The organism is Colwellia sp. 20A7 (assembly GCF_009832865.1).
GTDB lineage: Bacteria > Pseudomonadota > Gammaproteobacteria > Enterobacterales > Alteromonadaceae > Colwellia.
Genome location: NZ_CP047130.1, coordinates 929,673 through 952,667, shown reverse-complemented (window position 1 = coordinate 952,667; position 22,995 = coordinate 929,673). Strand labels below are relative to the sequence as shown.

The 22,995-nt window shown below is 34.6% G+C and carries 16 protein-coding genes; 4 read left to right on the top strand and 12 right to left on the bottom strand.

Annotated features, from left to right (window positions below):
* Positions 1-210: 210 nt before the first annotated feature.
* The 5 genes from GQS55_RS04080 to GQS55_RS04060 form a co-directional block, all read right to left on the bottom strand.
* Complete coding sequence (locus tag GQS55_RS04080; protein WP_159818214.1) at positions 211-903, bottom strand: glutathione S-transferase; 693 nt, start codon at positions 901-903, stop codon at positions 211-213.
* Positions 904-1,088: 185 nt separating this feature from the next.
* The gene (gene secB / locus GQS55_RS04075) at positions 1,089-1,532 is read right to left on the bottom strand and encodes a protein-export chaperone SecB (RefSeq protein WP_159818212.1); all 444 of its coding nucleotides are present in this window, start codon (positions 1,530-1,532) and stop codon (positions 1,089-1,091) included.
* A gap of 31 nt (positions 1,533-1,563) precedes the next feature.
* A complete protein-coding gene (locus GQS55_RS04070) occupies positions 1,564-2,172 on the bottom strand; it encodes an aspartyl/asparaginyl beta-hydroxylase domain-containing protein (RefSeq protein ID WP_159818210.1) in 609 nt (202 codons plus the stop codon).
* 15 nt (positions 2,173-2,187) lie between these two features.
* A complete protein-coding gene (locus GQS55_RS04065) occupies positions 2,188-3,753 on the bottom strand; it encodes a tetratricopeptide repeat-containing sulfotransferase family protein (RefSeq protein WP_159818208.1) in 1,566 nt (521 codons plus the stop codon).
* A gap of 94 nt (positions 3,754-3,847) precedes the next feature.
* Positions 3,848-6,502 carry a TonB-dependent receptor gene (locus GQS55_RS04060; RefSeq protein WP_159818206.1) on the bottom strand — a complete coding sequence of 885 codons (2,655 nt, stop codon included), beginning with the start codon at positions 6,500-6,502 and terminating at the stop codon, positions 3,848-3,850.
* 538 nt (positions 6,503-7,040) lie between these two features.
* Between GQS55_RS04060 and GQS55_RS04055 the strand changes: the two genes are divergently transcribed.
* The 3 genes from GQS55_RS04055 (at position 7,041) to GQS55_RS04045 (ending at position 12,507) form a co-directional block, all read left to right on the top strand.
* Positions 7,041-9,683, top strand: a complete 2,643-nt coding sequence (locus tag GQS55_RS04055; protein WP_159818204.1) for a family 20 glycosylhydrolase — start codon at positions 7,041-7,043, stop codon at positions 9,681-9,683.
* 69 nt (positions 9,684-9,752) lie between these two features.
* Positions 9,753-10,685 carry a sulfotransferase family protein gene (locus GQS55_RS04050; RefSeq protein WP_159818202.1) on the top strand — a complete coding sequence of 311 codons (933 nt, stop codon included), beginning with the start codon at positions 9,753-9,755 and terminating at the stop codon, positions 10,683-10,685.
* 43 nt (positions 10,686-10,728) lie between these two features.
* The gene (locus GQS55_RS04045) at positions 10,729-12,507 is read left to right on the top strand and encodes a hypothetical protein (protein ID WP_159818200.1); all 1,779 of its coding nucleotides are present in this window, start codon (positions 10,729-10,731) and stop codon (positions 12,505-12,507) included.
* 414 nt (positions 12,508-12,921) lie between these two features.
* Here the strand turns inward: GQS55_RS04045 and GQS55_RS04040 are convergent, their stop codons facing one another.
* The 3 genes from GQS55_RS04040 to GQS55_RS04030 form a co-directional block, all read right to left on the bottom strand.
* Positions 12,922-14,067, bottom strand: a complete 1,146-nt coding sequence (locus GQS55_RS04040) for an AraC family transcriptional regulator (RefSeq protein WP_159818198.1) — start codon at positions 14,065-14,067, stop codon at positions 12,922-12,924.
* A gap of 300 nt (positions 14,068-14,367) precedes the next feature.
* Complete coding sequence (locus GQS55_RS04035; protein ID WP_159818196.1) at positions 14,368-14,928, bottom strand: hypothetical protein; 561 nt, start codon at positions 14,926-14,928, stop codon at positions 14,368-14,370.
* Positions 14,929-15,073: 145 nt separating this feature from the next.
* Entirely contained in the window at positions 15,074-16,687 is a 1,614-nt protein-coding gene (locus tag GQS55_RS04030; RefSeq protein ID WP_159818194.1) for a hypothetical protein, read from the bottom strand.
* A 448-nt stretch (positions 16,688-17,135) separates the two neighbouring features.
* Here GQS55_RS04030 and GQS55_RS04025 point away from each other — a divergent pair, with 448 nt between their 5' ends.
* Complete coding sequence (locus tag GQS55_RS04025) at positions 17,136-17,684, top strand: NUDIX domain-containing protein (protein ID WP_159818192.1); 549 nt, start codon at positions 17,136-17,138, stop codon at positions 17,682-17,684.
* A 218-nt stretch (positions 17,685-17,902) separates the two neighbouring features.
* On the opposite strand, the gene GQS55_RS04020 is transcribed toward GQS55_RS04025, so the two are convergent.
* The 4 genes from GQS55_RS04020 to GQS55_RS04005 all read right to left on the bottom strand — a co-directional run bounded on the left by GQS55_RS04020 (position 17,903) and on the right by GQS55_RS04005 (position 22,898).
* Complete coding sequence (locus GQS55_RS04020) at positions 17,903-18,634, bottom strand: DUF1499 domain-containing protein (RefSeq protein WP_159818190.1); 732 nt, start codon at positions 18,632-18,634, stop codon at positions 17,903-17,905.
* Between the two features lie 297 nt (positions 18,635-18,931).
* The gene (locus tag GQS55_RS04015) at positions 18,932-19,804 is read right to left on the bottom strand and encodes a hypothetical protein (protein ID WP_159818188.1); all 873 of its coding nucleotides are present in this window, start codon (positions 19,802-19,804) and stop codon (positions 18,932-18,934) included.
* 166 nt (positions 19,805-19,970) lie between these two features.
* Positions 19,971-21,731, bottom strand: a complete 1,761-nt coding sequence (locus GQS55_RS04010; protein WP_159818186.1) for a sodium:solute symporter family transporter — start codon at positions 21,729-21,731, stop codon at positions 19,971-19,973.
* A 15-nt stretch (positions 21,732-21,746) separates the two neighbouring features.
* A complete protein-coding gene (locus tag GQS55_RS04005) occupies positions 21,747-22,898 on the bottom strand; it encodes a Gfo/Idh/MocA family protein (protein WP_159818184.1) in 1,152 nt (383 codons plus the stop codon).
* Between the last annotated feature and the right edge of the window lie 97 nt (positions 22,899-22,995).

The following is a 22,995-nucleotide window of genomic DNA, read 5'->3' as shown; positions in this document are numbered from 1 at the left end:
AATTATATCTATTCACCATAAGATATATAAATAGTCCCCCTGAATTTCCTGTCGTTTCTTGAACTTGATTCAAGATCCCATACCTACAGAGCCAACCCCAGGAGATTCCGTAATAATTGATCTATGGAATGACGAGTACGGTAACAGGGGAAATGATGGGAGCAGTTATCAAAAGACTAACGCAAGTAATGAGCCCCCAATATCATGATATTAACCAAAAACTACAACTTCACGACTGTTTAACCATAATGGGTTCTTAAACATAACTTTTGAAAACATCGGGCTTTGTAAATAACGATTAAGCCATTGTCTAATTTTGGGATAAGGCGCTTGTAAATACCATTGGCGCTCAACTCTGGCAAATTGTCGTATAAAAGGTAGCAAAGCAATATCAACTAAACTTTCTTTATCAGACATAATAAATGTATGACAATTTAAACGTTCCTCTATCATTTGTAGGTGTTTTTCACAGGCATACCGACATTCAGTAATATTATCCTCGTGATACCGTTTAGCACATCGATACGCTTCTAACTTCGTCTTAAATTGATGATCAAAAATAGCAATTAAACTAAGCATATCAGCTAATGGATTTGTATCGGCATTGGCTTGTTGGTTATGCAAGAGATCGTCAGGATCACTTTGTTTCAACGCCCATAACATAATATCTAAACTTTCATCTATCACAGTTGCTACGTTTTTATCCAACACCAAAACGGGCACAGTCCCTTTAGGTGAAGCAAGTATCATTTCGTCAGGTTTATTACTTAACACAATATCGCGTAACTCAATGGACTGCTTCGATTTAAAAACCGCTATTCTGGCTCGCATAGCATATGGACAGTTTCTAAGAGAATAAAGTATAGGCAGATTGTTTGTTTGGGATATATTATCTATTGTCATTTTCTCTATTTATATGACTTGTAAGCATTTAAGTACTCGGTTACTCACATGACCATAAAATTTCTGCGTATTATCATTAATAAACATATTATGATTAATTAAAGTTATTTTATAAAGCATAAAAGCAGAATAATTATTGACTCTATGCTATACAAACTTTAATTTTATAGCGGTTATATTAAGCATTATGATTCAAGTTCGCGTTCGCTCAGGGCTTGATTGTATATAGCAGAAAAATCAACAGGTTGGAGTGCTACAGGTGGAAATCCTGACTTAACGGCTAAACTATCAATCGTTTCACGAGCATAAGGAAATATAATTTCCATACAATCTGTATTTAACACTCGATGAAGCTCTTCATTACTTAAACCATGACATTCAAATAACCCTCCTTGATATATTTCAACTAAAAACATTGGACTATCATCAGATTTTAATGTCACTGTTATTGATAATTCAACTTCCCATGCTGTTTCGGTAATTCTTTCTGTTTTCCCACCAACGTTTACAACTACAGTTGGCTTATTCAACGGTGCTAATAATATTTTTACACCTTTAGGGGATTCACAAGAAACATCTTTAGTATAAATTTTGCTTAATGCTATTTTTTTTTGTGGTGCAGTAGTCATATTTTATTCTCTCATTTTATAATTTATTGAGTTATGCAATTAAAACATTTTGTAAATCGAACACTTTTTCTCCAGGGATCACGTAGTCTACAATTAAATGAATACGATAATGTTCGCTTTGATTTAAAACGGAATGGATATTACGATTATTAATTTCCCAAATTTCCCCTTCTTTTATATTGATGGTTGTTTTTCCAACAGAAAATAGTACTTGCTCTGTTGTTTGCAAGGGGATGTGAATTCGATGACAGCGCGATAACGATTCGCCATGATCTTGATGTTTTGAAATACTACTATTAGGCGCTAACCGAACAAGAATAGCACGAATAAAATAAGGGTATTCATATCTAGAAGCAAGCCGTTTTAGCTTCAATGAACGCGCATAGTAAGCTTTTATTAACGATTCAATAGGGATTAGGTATTCTTCTAATTGATGATATATTGGTAAAGCGGTTGGATTTTCATGACGTAAATCTTCATCAAAAATCAAATTAATGGTTTGTGTTTTTTTATGAACGCTATAAGTGTTTTGGCGTGTTTTATCTTCATCCCATAAACTTTCATCAAAATTGTCTATCTGTGATTTAAGTGCGCTAACATCACATTGGCCTAATTGTTTGAAATCACCATTAAAAAACATGTATTGATCCTAACCTTAATTGCTAAAAACTTGTTGTGCGGGTTCTAAAAATTGTTCATAGTTTTTCCAACCTGCAACTGAACTCTTATAAATGGGCTGTCTAACTTGACTCACGCTAGCCGTTGCTACTGAGCTCTTATTTTTATGAAAGTTTAAACAATTTTCATCCCAACCTAATTGTAAGAATTTCAGTAAACTGCGAGTTTGTTTTTCAGTATTTCCTACCATCTCTTCATACGGAACATCAAGGATTCTACCGGGAAACTGCTTATGCCAAAAAGCCATTAAATCACGATAGTATAATGTTTGCTGTGCGCATTCTGCTTGATCATAGGAATAATTGTACATACCGTGCGTGAATATTTGTTTGAAATTACTGAATACTGTACTCATTGGATTTCGTATCGTATTGATAAATTTTGCATGAGGCAAAGCTTTAGCAATAGTACCAAGATCCATATAATTCATGGGATATTTATCAATGAAATAATATGAATTAGTATTTACTGGCTTAGCAAGCTGCTGATATATTTCACCTAACTTTTGAAAATCTACTTGTCCTTTGCTATAACTATAAAATTGATGATGAAAGCCTTCCCCACCTTGAAAATTAGTGACTCGTTTCATGCTTTCTTTAAAGCAACTAAGCTCACCCAAGGATTCAACTTGTGAATGACTAGATAAAACGCGATCAATTAATGTTGAGCCTGTGCGAGGCATTCCTAACACAAAGATAGGCGTTGGTTTTTTACTGAATATACTATCTAATGGTAATGTTGATTCAGCAGTATATTCGTCAAAGTATTTTTTTGTTAGATTAAAGGCATGTTTAACTTTAGAAATATCAAAGTTAATATGTTGACGCATCGCTTGAGCACCAGCATTATAATGGCTAAATGAATACGAATATTCACCTAAATCTTCATATTCTTTACCTAAAGCATAAGCGATAAGCGCATAACTATCTGACGATGGTTCCGAGCGTTCAAAAGCATTTTTCAATAAATCGATATGATTAGACTGCTCTGTTAGTTTTCTCACATTCGCGAGTAAATTATAAGCAATAGCATATTGCGGTGAATGTTCAATTGCAGATAAATAATAAAACTGAGCTTTATCCATATCGCCAATTTTTTGATAAATAGCACCAAGACGAGTTAAATATAAATGGTTATGAGAGTCAGTGAATAATAGTTTTAAATAGAGCTTTTCTGCTAACACATTTTGATTAATTAAATGAGCTGACTGAGCAATATCTTCAATTAACACGTTATATAAAGCGGTTGAATTTGCTAGTTTTTCAATAAGATTTTCAACATACCGATGATCACTACAATTAAGTCTCGCTTCCAACAAAATTGTGTATAGAGAGGGATTCGCTCCTCCGTGTTTTATTGCCATTTCAGCACATTCAGCGGCAAGAAGATGACAACCTAAATTAAGATAACACTTGGCTTTTAGCTCATATACTTGACTTGAGGTATCGCCTTTATCAATTAATCTATCCACTAAAGTCAAACAATACTCATCGTTTACAAATAAGTACTTTTGCGCTTTTAATAGTGATTTAGATGAATGCATAACAAGCCTTGTAGCGTAAACAGTTTAGTATAAAAGACTCAGATTCGACTAAGAACCTGAGTCTCTATTATCAATAAAGTATGACTAAAAAAGTCTAAAAGTCATAGTTAACTGACATACCAAAATAACGATTGAAATCTCTCGCGACATTACCTGCTTCAGGTGCACTACGCCAGTAACCTAATCCGTAAGCAGTGCCTCCTGGAAGTTCAGGTACAGCTAAGAAATAAGTACCAATGGCTAAATCTTGTTGACCATCGCCATAATTAGATTTTCGAACATAGTAATGTCTATCAAATAAGTTCTTAACATAAAGGTTTACAGATAACCCCTCAATTGGGGCAAATAAGGTGACATTTACATCAGTTATAGCATATGCCTCTGTTGTTAAATCAGGGTGTGATTCTATACCACCATGTTCTGGCGATACATCATCTTGCCAATTATAGCTAACACGTGCATAACCATTCCAATCAGCAATTTCAAAATCATACACCAGGTTCAATTTAAATTGATTCTGAGGTGCGTTAGCTAGCTGTTTTCCTTTTAAACTATATAGCGCATAAGTCGAAGTGAGACTTGGATCAAACCAACGTCTAAATACTTGCTCTTCCGTACATTGATCGGCAACCTCATCTGTACAATGAATCATAGCCTCACTGTCACCAAAAGTTGCATCTAAATAATTATAATTTGCTTGAAGACTCAGAGAGTCGGTTAATTGATATTGAATTTCTAGATCAAGGCCACGTGAATTTAACTCTCCTGCATCAATTAACTTATAATCAAGTAAAGGTAATTCTGAAGGATCCGTATCATCAACATATCGAACACGATCTTGATAATGGTCAAAATTCGCCCAAAATAATGTTGCATTTACTCTCAATGCACTATCAAACCAATCACTACGTATACCTAACTCAATATTTGTCGATGTCTCTGCAGCAAGAGGATAATCTGCATCTACTTTTTCCTGATTAAGGTCATTTTCTGAGTTCCAAGCGACACCTTTATAACCTGTAGTATAACTAGTATAAGCCATGACATCTTCATTGATAAAGTATTGTAAAGCTAACTTATAAACCAGAGCGGTATCTGATACTTCTTTTGCTGACGTTTGAAACTCACTATTAACATCACTTTCATTTATACGAGTATCAATGCTGTAATCTTGGTTTTCATATAAATATCTAGCGCCGATAATACCTTTAAACTTATCTGAAAAATGTAAATTAGCTTGACCAAAAACAGCGGCATTATCACTAATAATTGTATTATTTTTCAAATATTTATTCGTAATACCACCAATCCAAGGGTTGCTAGTTCCATCACTTGCTGTATAGAAATCAAATGGATATAAAATGGCTTCAGAGTTTGCATCCCAAGGATTAGTGTCACCACACTCAATTATATTATAGTTTTCATCAATAATACTATTCTCTAAACCACGATCATTACAAAATAAGGTTTTTCTTTCACGTGTGATATCTGCGTGGTAATAAAAAAGTCCTGCAACATAATCAATAAACCCTCCAATAGGTGAAGCTATGCGTAACTCAGTTTGATATGTGTCTGTTTCAACTGGACCTGACCAAGCAAGAGCAGCAGTATTAACCGCAGTTGATGAGACTGATTCATTTGTCGTCATATCATGGCTTCGAGCAAATGCTTGATACGTAAGTTGATAGTCATTAGGTGTAGTATAATTTAGTTCAAATGACGCACCTACATTTGTCATACCGCCATAATCACGATTATTCCAAGCAGATGTTTTATCGTTCCACTCACCTTCTGGTGTTTGAGAAATTTCATGAATACGAGTAGTTAATGCTGCTTCTCGTTGTTCTGGTGTTAAAGTAGCTAAATCTTCTTCAGGAATAATAGGACGATCGAGTTTTCTATAAACACGAATACCTGGGCCAAAATTAGCTTCAGCATATTCAACTCTAAATAACATATCCAAAGTATCATTCGGTTGATATAAGTACTGACCTTTAGCTCCAAAACCATCTGACTCACCGCCATTAGGGCCACCAGCTAAGACATTTTCTATCCAACCATCCTGCTCTTTCTTGTAAATATTAAAGCGTAACGCTGAGTTGTTACTTACTTCAGCATTGTACATAGCACTAATTTTATATTCACCATCAGTGCCTTTCGCATTCGCCATATGTAAATTAACATTACCTTCGCTACTGCCTATTACGGGCCTAGAGTTATTAACAACTAAGGCACCTGCTACTGTATTTTTACCAAATAAAGTACCTTGTGGGCCTTTGAGAACCATTACTTGGTCAATATCACCCATATCACCATGTAATGATGAGTTTCTTGCCATTACTTCACCGTCAACAATAACAGCGGAGCTAGGTTCTACACCAATATGAGTTTGCTGTGAACCAATCCCACGAATCATAAAACCTAACGAACGAGGATCATTACGTACCGCCATTGTAATTCCAGGCAACAATTTAGTTATATCTTTAAATGAATCTAAAGCATGATCTTTAATCACTAAACCAGATACGGCGTCAACACTAACGGCAATTTCTTGTAAATTTTCTACACGTTTTTGTGCAGTAACCAAAATCGTTTCTATGCCTTTATCTTTTTTCGTGTTATCTGTCGTTGCTGCGTTAACTGACATAAAAAAAGCAATAGGTAACAGCCCTGCATATTTTTTATTTTTATTAACAAAAGGCAGCGATAAAACAACCTTTTTTGAGTTTAATCTATCGTTATAAAACATAACTTTTATAATCCTCTTAATGACATCGTTTTTATTTTTATCGTTTTTATAATTTCAACTATTACTAAAAAACTACATATTTTTACTGAAATTTATTAATCGTTAATTAGCTTTAGTAACTCTTATAATTTTCAATATTGCATTTCAAATGTTAGTTATTGAAGACGACTTAACATTTAATTTTCATATCTAATTATTTAAGTTTTTGTATTTCGCTTAAAAATCTACCAAGACTAAAAACTATTAACAATAGGTAAAATCCAGGTGGTTCTAAATATCATAAAGTGGCACTGATATCCCCAAAAAACAGCGATTACAGAGAAGTTAAAAGAAGTAAAACACCTAAAGTGGCACCTAAAAAAAATGATGTGGCACTTACCTAACATTAATCGAACATTGAAAAGTATTAGAGATTTTGTATCACTTTAAGCTTTTTAAGTCCCACCTTATCGTTCTCTATAGAGAGTAACTTTAGCATTTGTTAACCTTAATAAATCTAGAAAACACTAGTATTCATAATGGTAGGAAAACTCATCAAATGTTAAAAAGTAAAATAGTAAATAAAATACAATTTTGTATTCAATTCGGGTTATTGGCTTTATGTTTTATATCTCATCAAGCGTTAGCTTCTCTTGCTCATTCTGTTGATAAAAGTGGTGCTTCTTTAACACAACAAGAATTAAATAATGTAGCGCAACATTTGAAAGTTAAATATGAAGTTATCAATAATGAAAGTGGTGGAAATTGTTTAATAAAATCGCCATGTTATTTTATTGAACTAACACTTTCACTACCTTATAAGTTCACAAAAAACAATTGGCAACTCTATTTTAGCCAATTGAACCCTTTGCTTACAAACAGTAATGACAATTTTGTAATAAAGCGTCTAGAAGGCGACATAAAATCTTTAGTGCCATCTTCATCATTTAACGGTTTTTTAGCTAACAATGAGTATAAATTAACACTCCAACTACACGGCGATCACTTTACTGAATACAAGCCCCTTGGAAACTATTATTTAACAAGTAAGTCGCTAACACCGGCATTAATAAAAAGCACTATTCCTACAATAGATAACGAAACCGGTTTAGAAACATTGCCACATGTACTCTCTTTTATTGATGAAAAAAAACAATTTATAAATAACAAAGTAGATAAAACAGTTTGGACAAAGTCACCTCAGTTATTTAATGCGAATAGCGACTTAACACTACTGCCAAAAAATTCGCCGTATATAAACAACGCAATCATCCCTACGCCCAATAAACTATCATTGAATAATAAAGCGTTGATTGATTTATCCATCGGTATAAACGTACAATTTAACAGTATTAAAAAGAGTGGTGTAATAGCTGCTCTAAATTATTTGGCTGATTTAGGTATTAACGAATCAGTACAAGGTGTAGTCGTTAACATTAGCAAAGGAAATATTCATAGTAATGTTAGCGGTGCCTACTTATTAAATACTACAAATGAAAAAATCACCATAACCGCTAATGATGAAACAGGCGCATTTTATGCCTTACAGTCATTGGCTAGCTTATACCGCTTAGACAATAAAACAATACCGAATATCACTGTAGAAGATCAACCTCGATTTCCTTATCGAGGCATGCATCTTGACGTTGCGAGAAACTTTCATTCAAAAGAATCGGTTAAACAACTCATCAGTCAAATGTCGGCCTATAAATTAAATAAATTACATTTACACTTATCAGACGATGAAGGTTGGCGTTTAGAAATAAAAGATTTACCCGAGTTAACGCAAATTGGTGGATTTCGTTGTCACGACTTAACAGAGCAAACGTGTTTATTACCACAACTTGGTAATGGCCCTTTTCGTGATAGTAAGGTCAACGGCTACTTTTCAATAAACGACTATGTAGAATTACTAACCTTTGCCAAACAACGTCATATAGAAATCATCCCATCATTTGATATGCCAGGTCATGCTAGAGCAGCAATTAAGTCAATGGAAGTAAGGTACAATCGTTTTAAAAATGAAGGTAATAACGAAAAAGCCACTGAGTATTTATTAACTGATTTTACCGATAAAACGCAATATAACAGTATTCAAAATTATACCGACAACACCATTAATGTTTGCTTACCATCAGCTTATCATTTTGTAGAAAAAGTGATTGATGAAGTTGCTGCAATGCATAAAGCTGCTGGTGTCCCTTTAGTTAAATATCACTTAGGCGGCGATGAAAGCCCTGGTGCATGGCGTGACTCTCCTGCTTGTGCACACTTGTATGCCAATAAAAGTGATGATGCTAAAAAGTCGCTCAATTTAGGAGGTAAATTTATTGAGAAAATTGCCAATATATTAGCAGATAAAAATATTGTTCCTGCGGGTTGGAATGACGGTATGGAGCATACAAATTATGTTGTGATGCCAAATAAAGCACAATCAAATATTTGGGCTTTACTGCAAGGTAATGCAACTGAACTGGCACATAAGCATGCCAACCAAGGCTGGGATGTTGTGTTGTCACTACCTGAAGCTCTTTATTTCGATATGCCCCATGAAGCAGACCCCAAAGAACGAGGTTACGATTGGGCAATAAGAGAATTAAACAGCAGAAAAATATTTGAATTTATGCCTGAAAATTTACCTATACACGCAGAGTTCTGGTCTAGTTTATCCAATAATGACTTTCAAATAAACGATAACAAACCACTTAAAAAAGGTAATGAATACATTGGACTACAAGGTCATTTGTGGTCAGAGGTTATTCGAAGCCCAGAACAAGCACAATATATGATATTTCCACGTTTAATTGTTTTAGCCGAAAAAGCATGGTCTACAGCAAAGTGGGAAGTGCCATATAATTATGAAGGTGGAATTTATAACAAGAATAGTAATGTATTTTCTGATGAAAAAAGACATCAACGAGATAGTGCATGGAACAATTTTGCTAATGTACTGGGGCACAAAGAATTTTTAAAATTAGACCTTTTGAATATTGACTATAGGCTACCAACCGTAGGTGCAAAAATCATCAACGGTACTTTAAAAGCTAACATCTCATTCCCGGGCTTAACAATTGAATACCGTATAAAAGATGGCAACTGGCAAGCATATAAAAATGCCGTTTTCGTTGATGAACATGATATTGAAATAAGATCAGTTGCCGCCAACGGTTTACGTTATGGTCGAGCAATATTTGTTAATTAATTACTGAAATGTTTCGCAAGAACATTTAGATAAATAACGTTTATAAAAAGAACATTTAGAGAAATAACTATGCTCGATAATATTTTAAATAATAATGACAACATAAACTATAGCGCTGATGAAATATCTCAGGTGTTTGATAATCCTACGTTTATTGTTTCAGCACCTAGATCTGGAAGTACCTTGCTGTTTGAATTAATGTCTTCAGCATTTACTTTCCACACTATAGGAAACGAAAGTCACAGCATATACGGACAATTTCCAAGTTTAAGAAAAGAAAATGACCAATTCGATTCAGGCCGTTTAACTGAAGCCCATGCTCAGTCTGAATTGTGTCATGAATTTAAGTCTTTATTTATCAAAAACCTGATTGATCATAAAGGCGTGCCAGCGCATAAATCTCAACTGTTAACACGTAGAAATAGTATTGCTTTTTTAGAAAAAACACCGAGAAACTCTCTTAATATTCCCTTTTTGCTCAAGGTATTTCCAGAAGCTAAATTTATTTACCTACATCGTCAAGCGAATGAAAATATCAGTAGTTTAATTGAAGCGTGGAATTTTGCTCAAAGAACAGGACATTTTGTTACCTTTACTGATTTACCTGATTGGCCATTAAAGCGCTGGTGCTTTTTATTACCGCCTGGTTGGAGAGAATACAAAGGTAAATCTATTGCTGAAATAGCCAGTTTTCAATGGCGAGCGAGTAATAATGTAATTTTATCTGAATTAAATAAATTACCTAGAGAACGATGGACCTCAATTAACTATGAAGATTTAATTAATAACCCACAAGCAGAGCTAATCAAGGTAGCAAAATTTTGTAGGGTAACACCTACCGAAGTGTTACCAACGTTATTACCCAATCGCATGCCTTATTCTATTACCACGTTAACCAGACCAGCTAAGAATAAATGGCGTAAACATGAAAGTGAATTAGCGCCATTCATGGCAATTTGTAAAGAAACAGAAGAAAAAATTCATCATTTTATTAATCAATAAATTAATAAATTAATGAAACATTAATAATAATTAAGGATTACTTGTGAAAAAATTTCGTCAACTGCTACCCAAATTAACAATTACACTCAGTATTATATTACTGTTCACTTATTGCTATTTACTTTTTTCTAAATCATTACCCATTGTTGAAAATGAAATAAAAACGACGGTATCGCCTTCCATAGAAGAAAATATATTTATTAAAAATACCGCAATTCCTATTGGCAATGGTAGCTGGCTATACGATGCATCATATTTAGAACAAGATTTAGGTGATGGAAAATATTGGCAGCCTGAAGAAGGAAAATACCACCCTATTACGTCTTTAATTCCAGGACTTTTTACAGGCAAGTTATTTACGTATAACGTGGGTGCAGGCAAAAGAAAAAAAATTAACCAACTGTATAGTTACTCAACAACACCTGAAACAACCTGTAAAATTCCAGTTCCATTTAATGCTAGCGTAGACGAGCTGTTACATTGCTCTGCTGATGATAGAGTTCAATGGGATAAAGGCGAAATTTTTATTACTCGTAGTGCTGAACAGGCTATGGCCTCTACAATTGCTTATTTAGAAACTTTGTCTCCTCTAAAAAAAGAAATGAATACTGACTTTGTTATGATCCCTGTTGTTGATGCTCGCTTAGATCAACGTTTGTTTGGCTATAACACCTATTTAGATTCATTTAATCACTTTAATCAACAGCAAGCTGACTATTTAGCTGAAAAAACCGCAGCCTTATTTTGTTCTTCAAATAACGTACCTTCTGTTCAGTTTGATATTGAACCTTTCGACGCAAAATACCCAGGACAAGTACTGTTTTATGAAAGACTTTCTTATTATTTTTCTGGCCAAGGCGACCCTTTAGTTAACGCTAAAAATGAACAAGTGTACTGTAAAAACACTTCATATCCGCATGGTCGTTCATGGTCTGTGTTTACATTTCCTGACCGAGTAAGTCCTCAATTTTCTGAAACAATGAATCGTTACGGTAATGGCTATGTCATTATTGCAGGATACGACATGGAAAACCCTAAAGGTGCGCCGGCAGGTATCCATAATGACGTAGCTATTTATAAAAAACTGTTCAAAGAAACCGTACAAGAAACATTAGTAAGAGCTCAGAAACAAGAGTTCTATTATAAAATAGCGATACCCGCAGCAGCCTCGGTACATGAATTTACCACTATATTAGGACAAGATCCTAACGGTATAATGCAAGATGGAACCCTATCAGGCAACTTCAAAAGAACGTTTGAAGAGCAAACAATTGATTATACGAAAGCAGCTATTGAAGTGATCAATGAGGCTTATGTGATAGTTGATGGTAAAAAACTGTTTTTACTTGATGATCCAAAGTTTATTGGTACTGATCTTTGGGGTTGGGCATCACATATACGTTGGCCATTAGACCGAAAGTCAGGCCAAACAGAGTTTAAACCAAGCTACCCTCCTCTTGATGTATTGCAATACTTACAAGCCAGCTTACCGGTGTCTCGTTATTACTTTGGTCAAACTGAAACAACAGAAAATAAAGCAGTACCTGCATTTAAAGCGCAGTTAACAATCAGTAAAAGTAAAGCTGGCATTAATACCTTTGCTAATTATACTAATCCGGTTTATACGGTGAAATATTTAGGCGTAAGCCAAATTGACACAATTAAATTTTATGACGGCGATAAGTTAATAGGAGAAGACTCTCATTTACCGTACATTTTTATTGCTGACAGCCTAGCTTCAGCACCTAAAAACTTGATAGCTAAAGCGTATCTTAATGATAGATTAATTGCACAATCATCAACTAAACCTGTTGAAGAATAAAGCTTACACAATGTAAATGGTGCAGTTAATAGCACCATTGACAACACTCATTTACCGCCTGAATTATTCTAAGTATAAATAATATTTATTGCCGCCACTGAATTACATTAAATTTGCCATTAATGAAGTCAAGTTTGCTTAGTACTTAGCTAAGCTAATATTTTATTTGGCTAACGACAGGTGGTCCGGCAAAGCGGTATTAATAAGTTCTTTAAACTGTTTTCATAAAGAAAGATATTGATATTGGAATTATTTTTTATCTTTACTTAATTGAACATAGGGAGCTCTTCAAATTCAAATCTATTTGAATACTTTGAGCCTTTATAAAATTAAATATTTTCAGTTTGTCCTTGCATAATTAACCAAACAATCTCCATATGCGTTGGCTCCATAGTAGCACCAAAACATATTGATTTAATTAATAAGTGTACTATTCTTTCTATAGGCACTTGGTGTTGATTGTACGTATTTTAAGAAAAAACGATTAAACGCTGATTTACTTTTAAATCCAGATTGTTCCATCACTAATTGAACAGTCATTTTAGGTTGCTCTACGAGTAATTTTTTAGCTTCTTCTACGCGATAATAACTAATAAATTCAAAAAAATTCATTTGAAAATGACCATTTATCGTTCTTGATAATGACTTAACAGGAATTTCTAATTCTTCAGCCAAGCGCTCAAGCGTTAAGTTTTTACGTATAAATAACTTATCTTGCTCCATTTTTTCTTTAAGCAAGTCAACATGAGGGTAGTCTTCTTCAATATCACTTTTGTGTGAATTGGCGGTAAATTGCAATGGCACTTCATCAAAAACACTTGAATTACTGAGTCCATAAACCAACAGAGTATTTAATAAAATAAAGTTAAAATAGTTACCAATGGTACCTATAGGAATAGTCCAGTCGGTTATCCATACCTGTAAATAAGAGAGAAATATCCATACCCAAATAAATAGAAAACCTATGATAAGTATTTGTAACCAATTATATTTTTTATCTGTAAAGTTAGCATACGTATCAGCTAAATGCGCTTTATGCTTATGTAAAACATATAAGCTAGCTATACCATAAATAATAACCCCAAAATCTTGCAACCAGCGCAAGTATTTAAAGGCATTATTAGCAATAAGTACATCATAGTTTTGTATTATCGCCAGTTTATATAAATCATCATGCTGATAATAAATAGCATACATATAGAAAGGATAAATCAATGCAGGCAATAAATGCACAATATCTTTAGCGGTTAATTTAAAGTCACGAAAAATAAAGGATTTAGTCGCCCAAAAAAGAAAAGGGCCTTTTAGTAATGAAGCAAAGCCAAGCCAAAAGAAGAAGTTAGTGGAAACAGATGCGGCAAAGGCATTGAGATGCAGGTTCCAATAGGTAATGGTATCAATTAAATAAGCGGCATCGGCGAGTAAAAAACTGGCAAGTAAAATATTACTAACCCTTTTCCCCTTCTCTCGCCAAGCGAGAAGCCCTGCAATTAAAATACATTCCAAAATAACCGTAATTAGGATGATATCGTGGAAATTAAAAAAAGGAACTTCGAGCACTATATAACTCTCTATTAACGATTAATTGGTAGATCTCAATTCGTACATACACTATCAAATATTTATAGGTATAACCACTTATAAATCAAGGCATGTACTTTAAAATAAGCAAAAAATAAAAGTAATTTTTAATACCGCTACTATTCGCTCTTTTTAGCGTAAATATGAATAACAATATCGATAAAAATGTCTTTTTCTGCTTATTTATATAATTAAATCTATACGTAAATGACAAAGCCATAGCTAATATAAAAAATTTAACACTTTCTTATTTTAACCATGGCAATAATCTTTTTAGTTTCAAAATTGATTATGATTTATTATATTTTTCCTTAAGAACCAGCTACCTAAAATAAACATCAACCATGTTGCAGGCTCACTAACTTTAGCAACGTTAGTAACATGGACTGAAGCATTACCTTCAGTTGAAATATTTAATGCTTGGGTCGCAGGGTAAGGCTGATAAAAAGCTGTATTTTCTAACGTTAAATTATCTATGCCAACACTCTTCGCTATAATATTAAAGCTAGCTAACAAAAAATAACTGTTTGAAACTGGGGTCAAATCTACAAAAGAGAATGATAGATATTCAGTATATTGATTCACTTCAAAAAAGGAAAAAGGATTTGAAATAAACAAGTCACTACCAAAAGAACTTTCTTGATATTCAAATAATGTTGAGCTTATTGTAAGATCAAACATAAAAGCATCAAATTCTTCAAATTCACTTGCCCACAGCTGTACTTCAATGGTGTCTGATGGTGTTACTGTTTGTTCAGATAAGCTCATAGTAATGATACTCGCATTAGCATTACTGCAAAAGCTCAATACAAGTATTATGAGTGTAATATATTTTTTCATGTGTAAGGTACTCTTATTTAATTAGTTAAGACGCGCAACGTTCACGTGTACAAAGGGCCATCATTGAACGAACATCTAAAATATTAATAACACCGTCATCATTTAAATCAAAACGAGTATAGATAACTTCTCTTTTTTGTAATGCTTACATAAAAGCACGTACACCAATAATATCAACATCGCCATCACCATCCCAGTCACCACGAACTGAAACAGGAAGTTCTGTGTAATCAGGTGTCTCTGGAGAGCCAACTTCAGCATCAAGAAAGGTATAAGCAAAATAATAAAAGCCCGGAATATTTAAGCCACTTTTCCAAATGCCACTATCTGTATTGTATTTTTCCATAAAAACGTTTTCAGCGTCTGCTATACCATTTAACTCAAGCCATTTCCCCATAAAACAAAGCGCTTCTTCCGACCATGGTGGGTTGTCACATGTGCTAGTTGGTCGCCATTCAGCACTAAATATTGGCCAGATATTAATATTTTTATTTAATTCACCAAATTTTTTCATGCGTTCTTTACAATAGCTAAAAGCACTACTTGGATCTTGCACGTAACAATGTAGAAATAAATTGTCTAAACGGTTTGCTATCGGGGCATAATCTTCTTCGTTTAACCAACCTAAATAAGCTTCAATTTCCATATCGTCGCCAACAATAGACATGTGATCAAGCAAGGCAACAAAGTTGTTCACGTCGGGATCATGATTCCAATACTCATATTCTAAATATAAGCTATCAAATTTATGAGGGAAATTATCGTCATGCTGATATGTCATAACACGGTCAAAATCAACGGAACTGCCACCTGCGGCACCAACCGAGGTAACACCTAATCGTTTAGCATTAAAAATGAACATAGATATTTCAGCTGATTTACTCGGCAATTGTGTATGAAGGTTATAAACCGTAAGCTTGGTAATATTATGCGCTTGTATATGCGCTAATAATTTATCAGTATTTTCTGTTGAAGAAAGAACCACATCAAAATCATCAATATATAATGCGCGTTGCCCTAATGTACTTGGTACTGTTGCGCTATGGTCAACACTCACAGCATCAACCCTAACATCCCAAACTACGGCGTCAGTATATAAATATTGGTCGTCATAAACTAAACCGGTAATACTATAATTTCCGGTATAATTAAAGGTATGCTCACGTGAAAAAGTTGCCGTATTTTCGTCGCCTGATGCACTATTTAAATTTTGAAGAAAAGGGTTATCACCTTTACCATACCATTCACTACCGGCAAGGTTACCTTCAACATCGCTAGCCGTTATGGCAAAATTTATTGATTCCCCCACATTAATTACAACGCTATGCTGCTCTGGTGAAGTATTTATAACTAACGGTGTTGTATTGGTTACTCCACCGATAACAGTTACATTAAATACCAAGTTCGGAGCATAAGTATAATTAGCGTCATAAACTTGAGCCGTTATCGTGAACATACCTTCGCTATTAAAGGTGTGTTCACGATGAAACACGCTATTGGTTCTGTTAGGTTCACCTTCAACATTCCACCATATTTGGCTATAAGGTGTATCACCATTTCCATACCAATCGATGCCAAGTAAATCACCGTCAGCATCTGAAGCATTAATTTGGAATTTAACGCTATCGCCAACATTAACTGTTATTTCAGACTGTGCAGGTGAAGTTAAAAAAGCGACTGGTTCAGTTGCAAAAGCATTAGCGACAAAACAAATGGGTATTGCTATAAAATATTTTAAATAAGTTAGATTTTTTCTCATAATATATCTCGATTAATTTTTAGTTTTAGTTTAGTAGTGCTCACTTTCATGTATTTATAACAGCTTTTCTCTGTCGTTTCTGAGGCTAGCACGCTGAATTAGCACCAACAATGAGCAAATATAAAGTGGCACTTCCAAAACCGAAGATGGGACATTTTTTATTGAAATACATATAATAGATTAAATATTTTCTTAATGAATAACTGGAAAATATTGATTATATCCGCCTGCTTTAAAATGACTTCCTTGATCTTACTAACTTTTGAGAGTATCTATTTATACTTCCCCCTATCATCACAATCAGTTGTAAAAATTAGCAACATTCCTGATTTAACAAGTACAATAGCAACACCTTAAATAGGACTTATTTAAAATACTATTAATTTTAAAACCTTCTTAAAAGTAAGCATTAATAACGTAACCACTTGAAAAACCATTTAGAGATTTTATGCATTTATTAAAACGAGTTATTCATCATTCAATTGAAGAAAACAACTTAACACCTGATCATCCCAAGAGCTTTACTCGAATTGCCACAAGAGCAATTGTCATAAAAAATAATAAAATATTATTAATGTTTACTGAACGCTATAACGACTACTCATTACCTGGCGGTGGCGTTGACCAAGATGAAGCGTTAATTGATGGTTTAAAAAGAGAGTTAAGTGAAGAAACTGGTGCGCTGAACATAAACAATATAAACCCTTTTGGGTTATACGAGGAGTACCGACCACATAATAGCCAAAAGCACTTCCCTGACTGTACGATTATGCACATGCTCTCATACTGTTATGTTTGTGATATTGCTGACCAGTTAGGTGAAAATAAGCTAGAATACTATGAAGTGAAAAATGGCATGCATGTACGTTGGGTATCAATAGATGATGCAATTCAACATAACAACAAAACGATTAAAAATGATAAAAAACAAGGGCTATCAATTCAGCGGGAAACATATTTATTGCAAAAAATTAAGGCTCAAATTATTAACAATTAATCGTTAATAGGCTTGAAGGAAGTAAATAGGAGACATAGTTATTATATCAATTAAATTATTGTATTAACCTGCCCTAATTTAAAATAGTATTTCCAAAGAGTTTGTTGTGATTTTAGTTCTAATCTTTCTTCTTTGTAGATAATTGTAAGTCAGCCATGCCTACCAGTTAAAAAGCTATTGTTAACAATAGCTTTTTAATAGTCCCATTTATACCATGATTAATGATGGGTAAATAAAGTAATGAATTTTTTGATACGCTCGGCATTTGCACCAAGATCGGTACCACCAACACGAGAGATTGAACGTAAATCTATCTTACTGCTACCGTTATCAGTCATTTGAATACGAATAGCTATATCATCTTTAAACGCCCACAACGAAGTAGTTTCTACTGCTTCTATCGTGCCGGTAGCCTGATTTTTAGCAACAACTTCCCAGCCTAAACTCATTGCTGTGTTAACTGCTTTAGTAAATGCTTGTTTTACATTAAGAGCACTTACAATAGGTTTTACTGCAGGATAAGCAGCTTGCTGCAGCGGTTCGAGTTTTTCACGATCATAATCTAACGGATTACTCTTCTCGCCACGTAATGCAATAATTGCATCAAATGCAGGTAAGTTAACGGTGTCAGTACTTACTTGATGCAAAAATGGTAAAGACTTACCTTTCGCTGCTTGCATAGATAACCCTACAACAGGTATTGCTAATAAAACAGCCACGACAGCACAAGTTTTAGCAACATTGTTCTGTTTTTTAAATAAGGCAAATAAAGCGACCAGTATCGCGATTAAAAACACAGCAATACTAACATAGCCAGTATATTTAATTAGCTGAAAAGACACTCCCATTGACCAAAGGTTTAACCGATATGCAACAACCGCAATAGGAAAGCCAAGTAATAGAGGAATTACCGCGAGTTTACAAAATTTTGAGATGGTATTAATAACCATTATATATCCTTAATCTAGCTGCTGTATCGACTCAAATGATTAACACTTACCTATTGAGCTAAGCTCGAATTTAAAATAGTGTTGTTAAATGAGTATTTATTAGAAAAGCCACTATTGATTCTGGCTTATGTGGGGTATTTAAACGTATTTATTACAGAAGTGCTATTTATATTGAAGGGGCTTCAGGTTTCTCAATAACTTTTATCAAATTAACACCTTGTTTTAACTCAATTATTTTATTGAAAATGAGGAATTATAACTCCTCACTTTCTTCATCCTAAATTATATTTCAGTCAACTACTGAACAATATTTTCAATAACGTTCTTTACTTGCTCGTAGTTCACGGACTCTACAAAACCAAGAGAAAATGTTTGTGGTGTATGTAAGTATTTATCTTTATTACTACGACCAAAACCAAATACGGTCATGTCAGGGCGACTAACATAATTGTCTGGGTATTGATCATCTTCATGATGTAATAAATAAAGCATACGTGGGCTTTTTTCATCACCAAAAGCTATCCATTCAGGCGAAGGTAAGTCATCTAAAAAGGGTTCATTGATTAAGTTCTTTTTGTTATTAACGGCGGTAAACCAAAAATCGGTATCGTCCATTTTGCCATAAGGTACACCTTCATACTGCACCCAATACTGGTATCCAGCACTCACTTTACTCATGGTGAAATCTAAGCGATCTGGATAAAAATCCCATTGCCCTTCCCACTTTTTGTTTGCTGATGTGAATGTAATACGAACATGTTGTTTAGTGTCAATATCAATCACCGACGTTGATAAATCTGTTCCAGAATTTAGCGCATGAAAGTAGTTACCGTCTTGTTTATGAATGGCATTAGGAAAACCACGATATTCACCTTTATGACCTGATCCTTTTTCATTATGAAAACCAATCCAATCAACCCCTTCCTTATCTAGCATACTTGATAAACCACCACCTTCCTTTTCAAGGTAATAGGTCGCATTGGTTGTAGTAATGATATAGCTAGACACACCACCTGCTGAATCATCAATACCATGAGTCAATTGTACAGCCTGCTTCGCTGCGCTCTGCTGATTTTCAGTCGCACAACCAGAGATAAATAATAGTACCCCTGATAATAAAACCAAACGTGTTAGCTTTTTAGGTACTGCTGCTAATGTTGTTAACCTCATACGGAACTCCCTCCAAATTTTATTACTCTTACTTCAACTATTACTTTAAATATTGTTGTAACTATTATTTTTAACTAACCTTTATATAAAAAAGGCACTACATCAATAATGTTTGTAGCGCCGAATAATATCCAATAAAAATATATTTTAAGTTACTTTGTTTACCTTAAACTTGTGTTGTAACTTGTTTTGGACTCGCGCTTTTTTTCAATAAAATGCCTGTGCCCAAAATAACTAATGCACAACAAACGAAAATTAAACGCCCCCACCATGGATTAGGTATTAATGTCATAATGAAAATACCATAGCTCATGTACATCACCATAGAGCCTAGTTTATTACGTTGTTGACGGTCATAATCGTCTTGCTCACCATCAGCAATTACTGGCTTAACCAAGTCTTTAAAGAACTCATCTGTTTGTTCTTTATATTGATCTTTTTCTTCTTTATAAAACAATGAAGTTAGGCAGAAGAAGCCGGCAGTAATAACTAAATGTGCACCTATGGTTAATATTAAGTTCATGTCTGTTGCTTCTCTTGACGTAAACTCAGGTATTCCAATAAAACGAGAGAACACATCTGGGGTCAGTACATTCATCACGAACCAAGAAACAAACAAGCCAATAACTACCGTTACCCACGGAGCCCAAGACGGCGTTTTCTTAATAAATAATCCAAAGATTAATGGAATAAGAATAGGTACCTGGATCATTACCGAGAAAGACATCATCAAATCAAACAAGCTAAGCTCTTTTAATGATTTGAAAAACAACGCCATTACGATAACTAATAAACCACTAATAAAACTTAAGATTTTACCCATTTTCAATAAATGCGCATCATCAACAACTCGATTACGTTTAGCTAAAAATGGTTGATAAATACTACGAATAAAAATGCCTGAGTTTTTATTAAGTGCTGAATCCATTGAAGACATAGAGGCTGCAAATAATGCCGCTAGTAATAAACCGACAGTACCGATAGGCATCGCATTTCTTGCAAAAACTAAATACACCGCATCTGATGCTTTATTACCAAGGTCGGCATAAGCTAACGCGGCGTCTGGATATAAGATGGCTGATGCCCAAGGCGGGATAAACCAAATAATACTACCAACTCCCATTAATACCATAGCAAGCAGTGATGCTTTACGTGCATTGTCAGAGTCTTTCGCATTTAAAAAACGAAATGAATCATTCAAGTTCATAATGGTTATAAGCTGTTTAGCAAGAAAGAACACAAAGGTTCCCACCAATAACAAACCATAATTCATATCAGGCCCCATGATAAAATCAGACGGGAACTTAGTAACTAGCTCTACAGGGCCACCAACCATTACTAATGCAACAATAGCACAAGCAATAGATACCACAGCAACCACTAAGGTTTGTACAAAATCAGATGCAACTACACCCCAAGCACCTGATAATACTGAAATAAACAATACAGCTAAGCCAGTAGCAATAATGGTAACGTTGATATCAGCTTCAAACACGGCACTGGTAAAAACACCTAAAGCATTTAACCAAATACCAGCATTTAAAAAGCTGAATACGATTAATGCACAAGAGAAAAATAATTCATTTTGGCTACCAAAACGACGTTTAATTCCCTCTGTTGGTGTATCAACACGCATTTGACGAAAGCGATACGAAAAATATGCCCAGCCACAAAAGTAAGCAAAGGTATTGGCAAAAAACACCAAACTTACCGCAAAGCCATCAGTAAAGGCTTTACCGGCAGCACCAGTAAAAGTCCACGCTGAAAACTGTGACATGAAGGCGGTTGAACCCACCATCCACCACAACATTCTGCCGCCGCCACGAAAGTAATCACTTGTTGATTTAGCTGCCATTTTTTTGAAGGTAAACCCAATACCAACAACTAAAAGGAAGTAACCAGCTATTACTGCGTAATCATAGATCATGTTATCGCCCTTTTATTAAAGTTTGCTTACGTCTACCCAGTAATCGTTTTTACGAATTAAGTCGATAAGTTGCTGATACTGGCTACCTTCTTTAAAGGTTTGGTAAGGAGGAACGTCTTCACCTTCAATATCTTTAACCATTTCGCGAATAAGGTAGCGCCAATTACGCTCGGTATCACCTTCAACATTAGGAATATCGGCGGCAATATCAGCAGGTAATGCTTGCTCTAGCCACTCTTTAGCGTCACCACCATTGTTTTCACCATATAAGTAAAGTGGACCTGCACCGTAATGACCTTTAATGTAAATAGCGCCTTTGCTACCGTAAAACACAATGTGATCTTCATTAAAACGAGGATGTAAACCGCCGTGCTTGAACATTACCGAAACTGGTTTTTTAGCAAACTCACTTTCTAACTGTGCTAACACGTTATAAGACCATTCAACGTTAGATTCGCCCCATTTTAATGACGGATCATTAATATCTTCAGGAATAAAGTCACGACGCGTTTTAAAGTTATGAACACCTTCCACAATTGGCGCTTTGCCTAAATCGTCACGCACTTCCCCCATAATTGATAAGATCTTCTCACCAACAACCGAAGTTACAATCGACATCATGTGCGTGAAGTTATTGTTTAAACGACCACCACCATCTTCTTGACGATGCGACCAACCAAACGGGATATCACGCTCTAAATTAAAGTGTGAAATACATTCAACTTCTAATGGCTCGCCAATGGCGCCAGCAGCAACTAAACGTTTAGCATGCAATATTTCAGGCATGTATCTAAAGCTTGAAGCAAAGGCTGTTTTTACACCTTTAGCAACAGCTAATTCATGTAATTCTTTTGAAGTACTGCCATCGGCAGTTAATGGCTTATCTGAAAACACATGACAACCAAAAGCAATCGCTTGCTTAATTGGTTCAACGTGCGCGCCACCCGGCGTTGCAATTGACACAACATCAGGCTTACAGTCTGTTAAGGCTTGTTGCCAGTCAGTACTTGCGTATGGAATTTCCATATCTTGAGCCACTTGTTTAACAACACTCTCTGTTCTACCGACTATGCCGACTATTTCTGCGCCAGCGTATCTAAATGCTTCAGCATGGCCTTGTCCGGCAAAACCAGTACCGTGCACTAATACTTTTACTTTATTACTCATGATTTATTCCTAATAATTTAATATTTATAAATAGATGTCTTTTATTCTTTCTTTGTAGGAAATTATTTGAAAAAAAATTCTAAATTTCTCTACTAAT

Coding starts and splice junctions, on each gene's coding strand:
- GQS55_RS04065 (WP_159818208.1), bottom strand. CDS start 3,753: ATGCATTCATCTAAATCACTATTAAAAGCGCAAAAGTACTTATTTGTA.
- GQS55_RS04050 (WP_159818202.1), top strand. CDS start 9,753: ATGCTCGATAATATTTTAAATAATAATGACAACATAAACTATAGCGCT.
- GQS55_RS04055 (WP_159818204.1), top strand. CDS start 7,041: ATGTTAAAAAGTAAAATAGTAAATAAAATACAATTTTGTATTCAATTC.
- GQS55_RS04005 (WP_159818184.1), bottom strand. CDS start 22,898: ATGAGTAATAAAGTAAAAGTATTAGTGCACGGTACTGGTTTTGCCGGA.
- GQS55_RS04030 (WP_159818194.1), bottom strand. CDS start 16,687: ATGAGAAAAAATCTAACTTATTTAAAATATTTTATAGCAATACCCATT.
- GQS55_RS04010 (WP_159818186.1), bottom strand. CDS start 21,731: ATGATCTATGATTACGCAGTAATAGCTGGTTACTTCCTTTTAGTTGTT.
- GQS55_RS04015 (WP_159818188.1), bottom strand. CDS start 19,804: ATGAGGTTAACAACATTAGCAGCAGTACCTAAAAAGCTAACACGTTTG.
- GQS55_RS04060 (WP_159818206.1), bottom strand. CDS start 6,502: ATGTTTTATAACGATAGATTAAACTCAAAAAAGGTTGTTTTATCGCTG.
- GQS55_RS04070 (WP_159818210.1), bottom strand. CDS start 2,172: ATGTTTTTTAATGGTGATTTCAAACAATTAGGCCAATGTGATGTTAGC.
- GQS55_RS04035 (WP_159818196.1), bottom strand. CDS start 14,928: ATGAAAAAATATATTACACTCATAATACTTGTATTGAGCTTTTGCAGT.
- GQS55_RS04025 (WP_159818192.1), top strand. CDS start 17,136: ATGCATTTATTAAAACGAGTTATTCATCATTCAATTGAAGAAAACAAC.
- secB (WP_159818212.1), bottom strand. CDS start 1,532: ATGACTACTGCACCACAAAAAAAAATAGCATTAAGCAAAATTTATACT.
- GQS55_RS04020 (WP_159818190.1), bottom strand. CDS start 18,634: ATGGTTATTAATACCATCTCAAAATTTTGTAAACTCGCGGTAATTCCT.
- GQS55_RS04080 (WP_159818214.1), bottom strand. CDS start 903: ATGACAATAGATAATATATCCCAAACAAACAATCTGCCTATACTTTAT.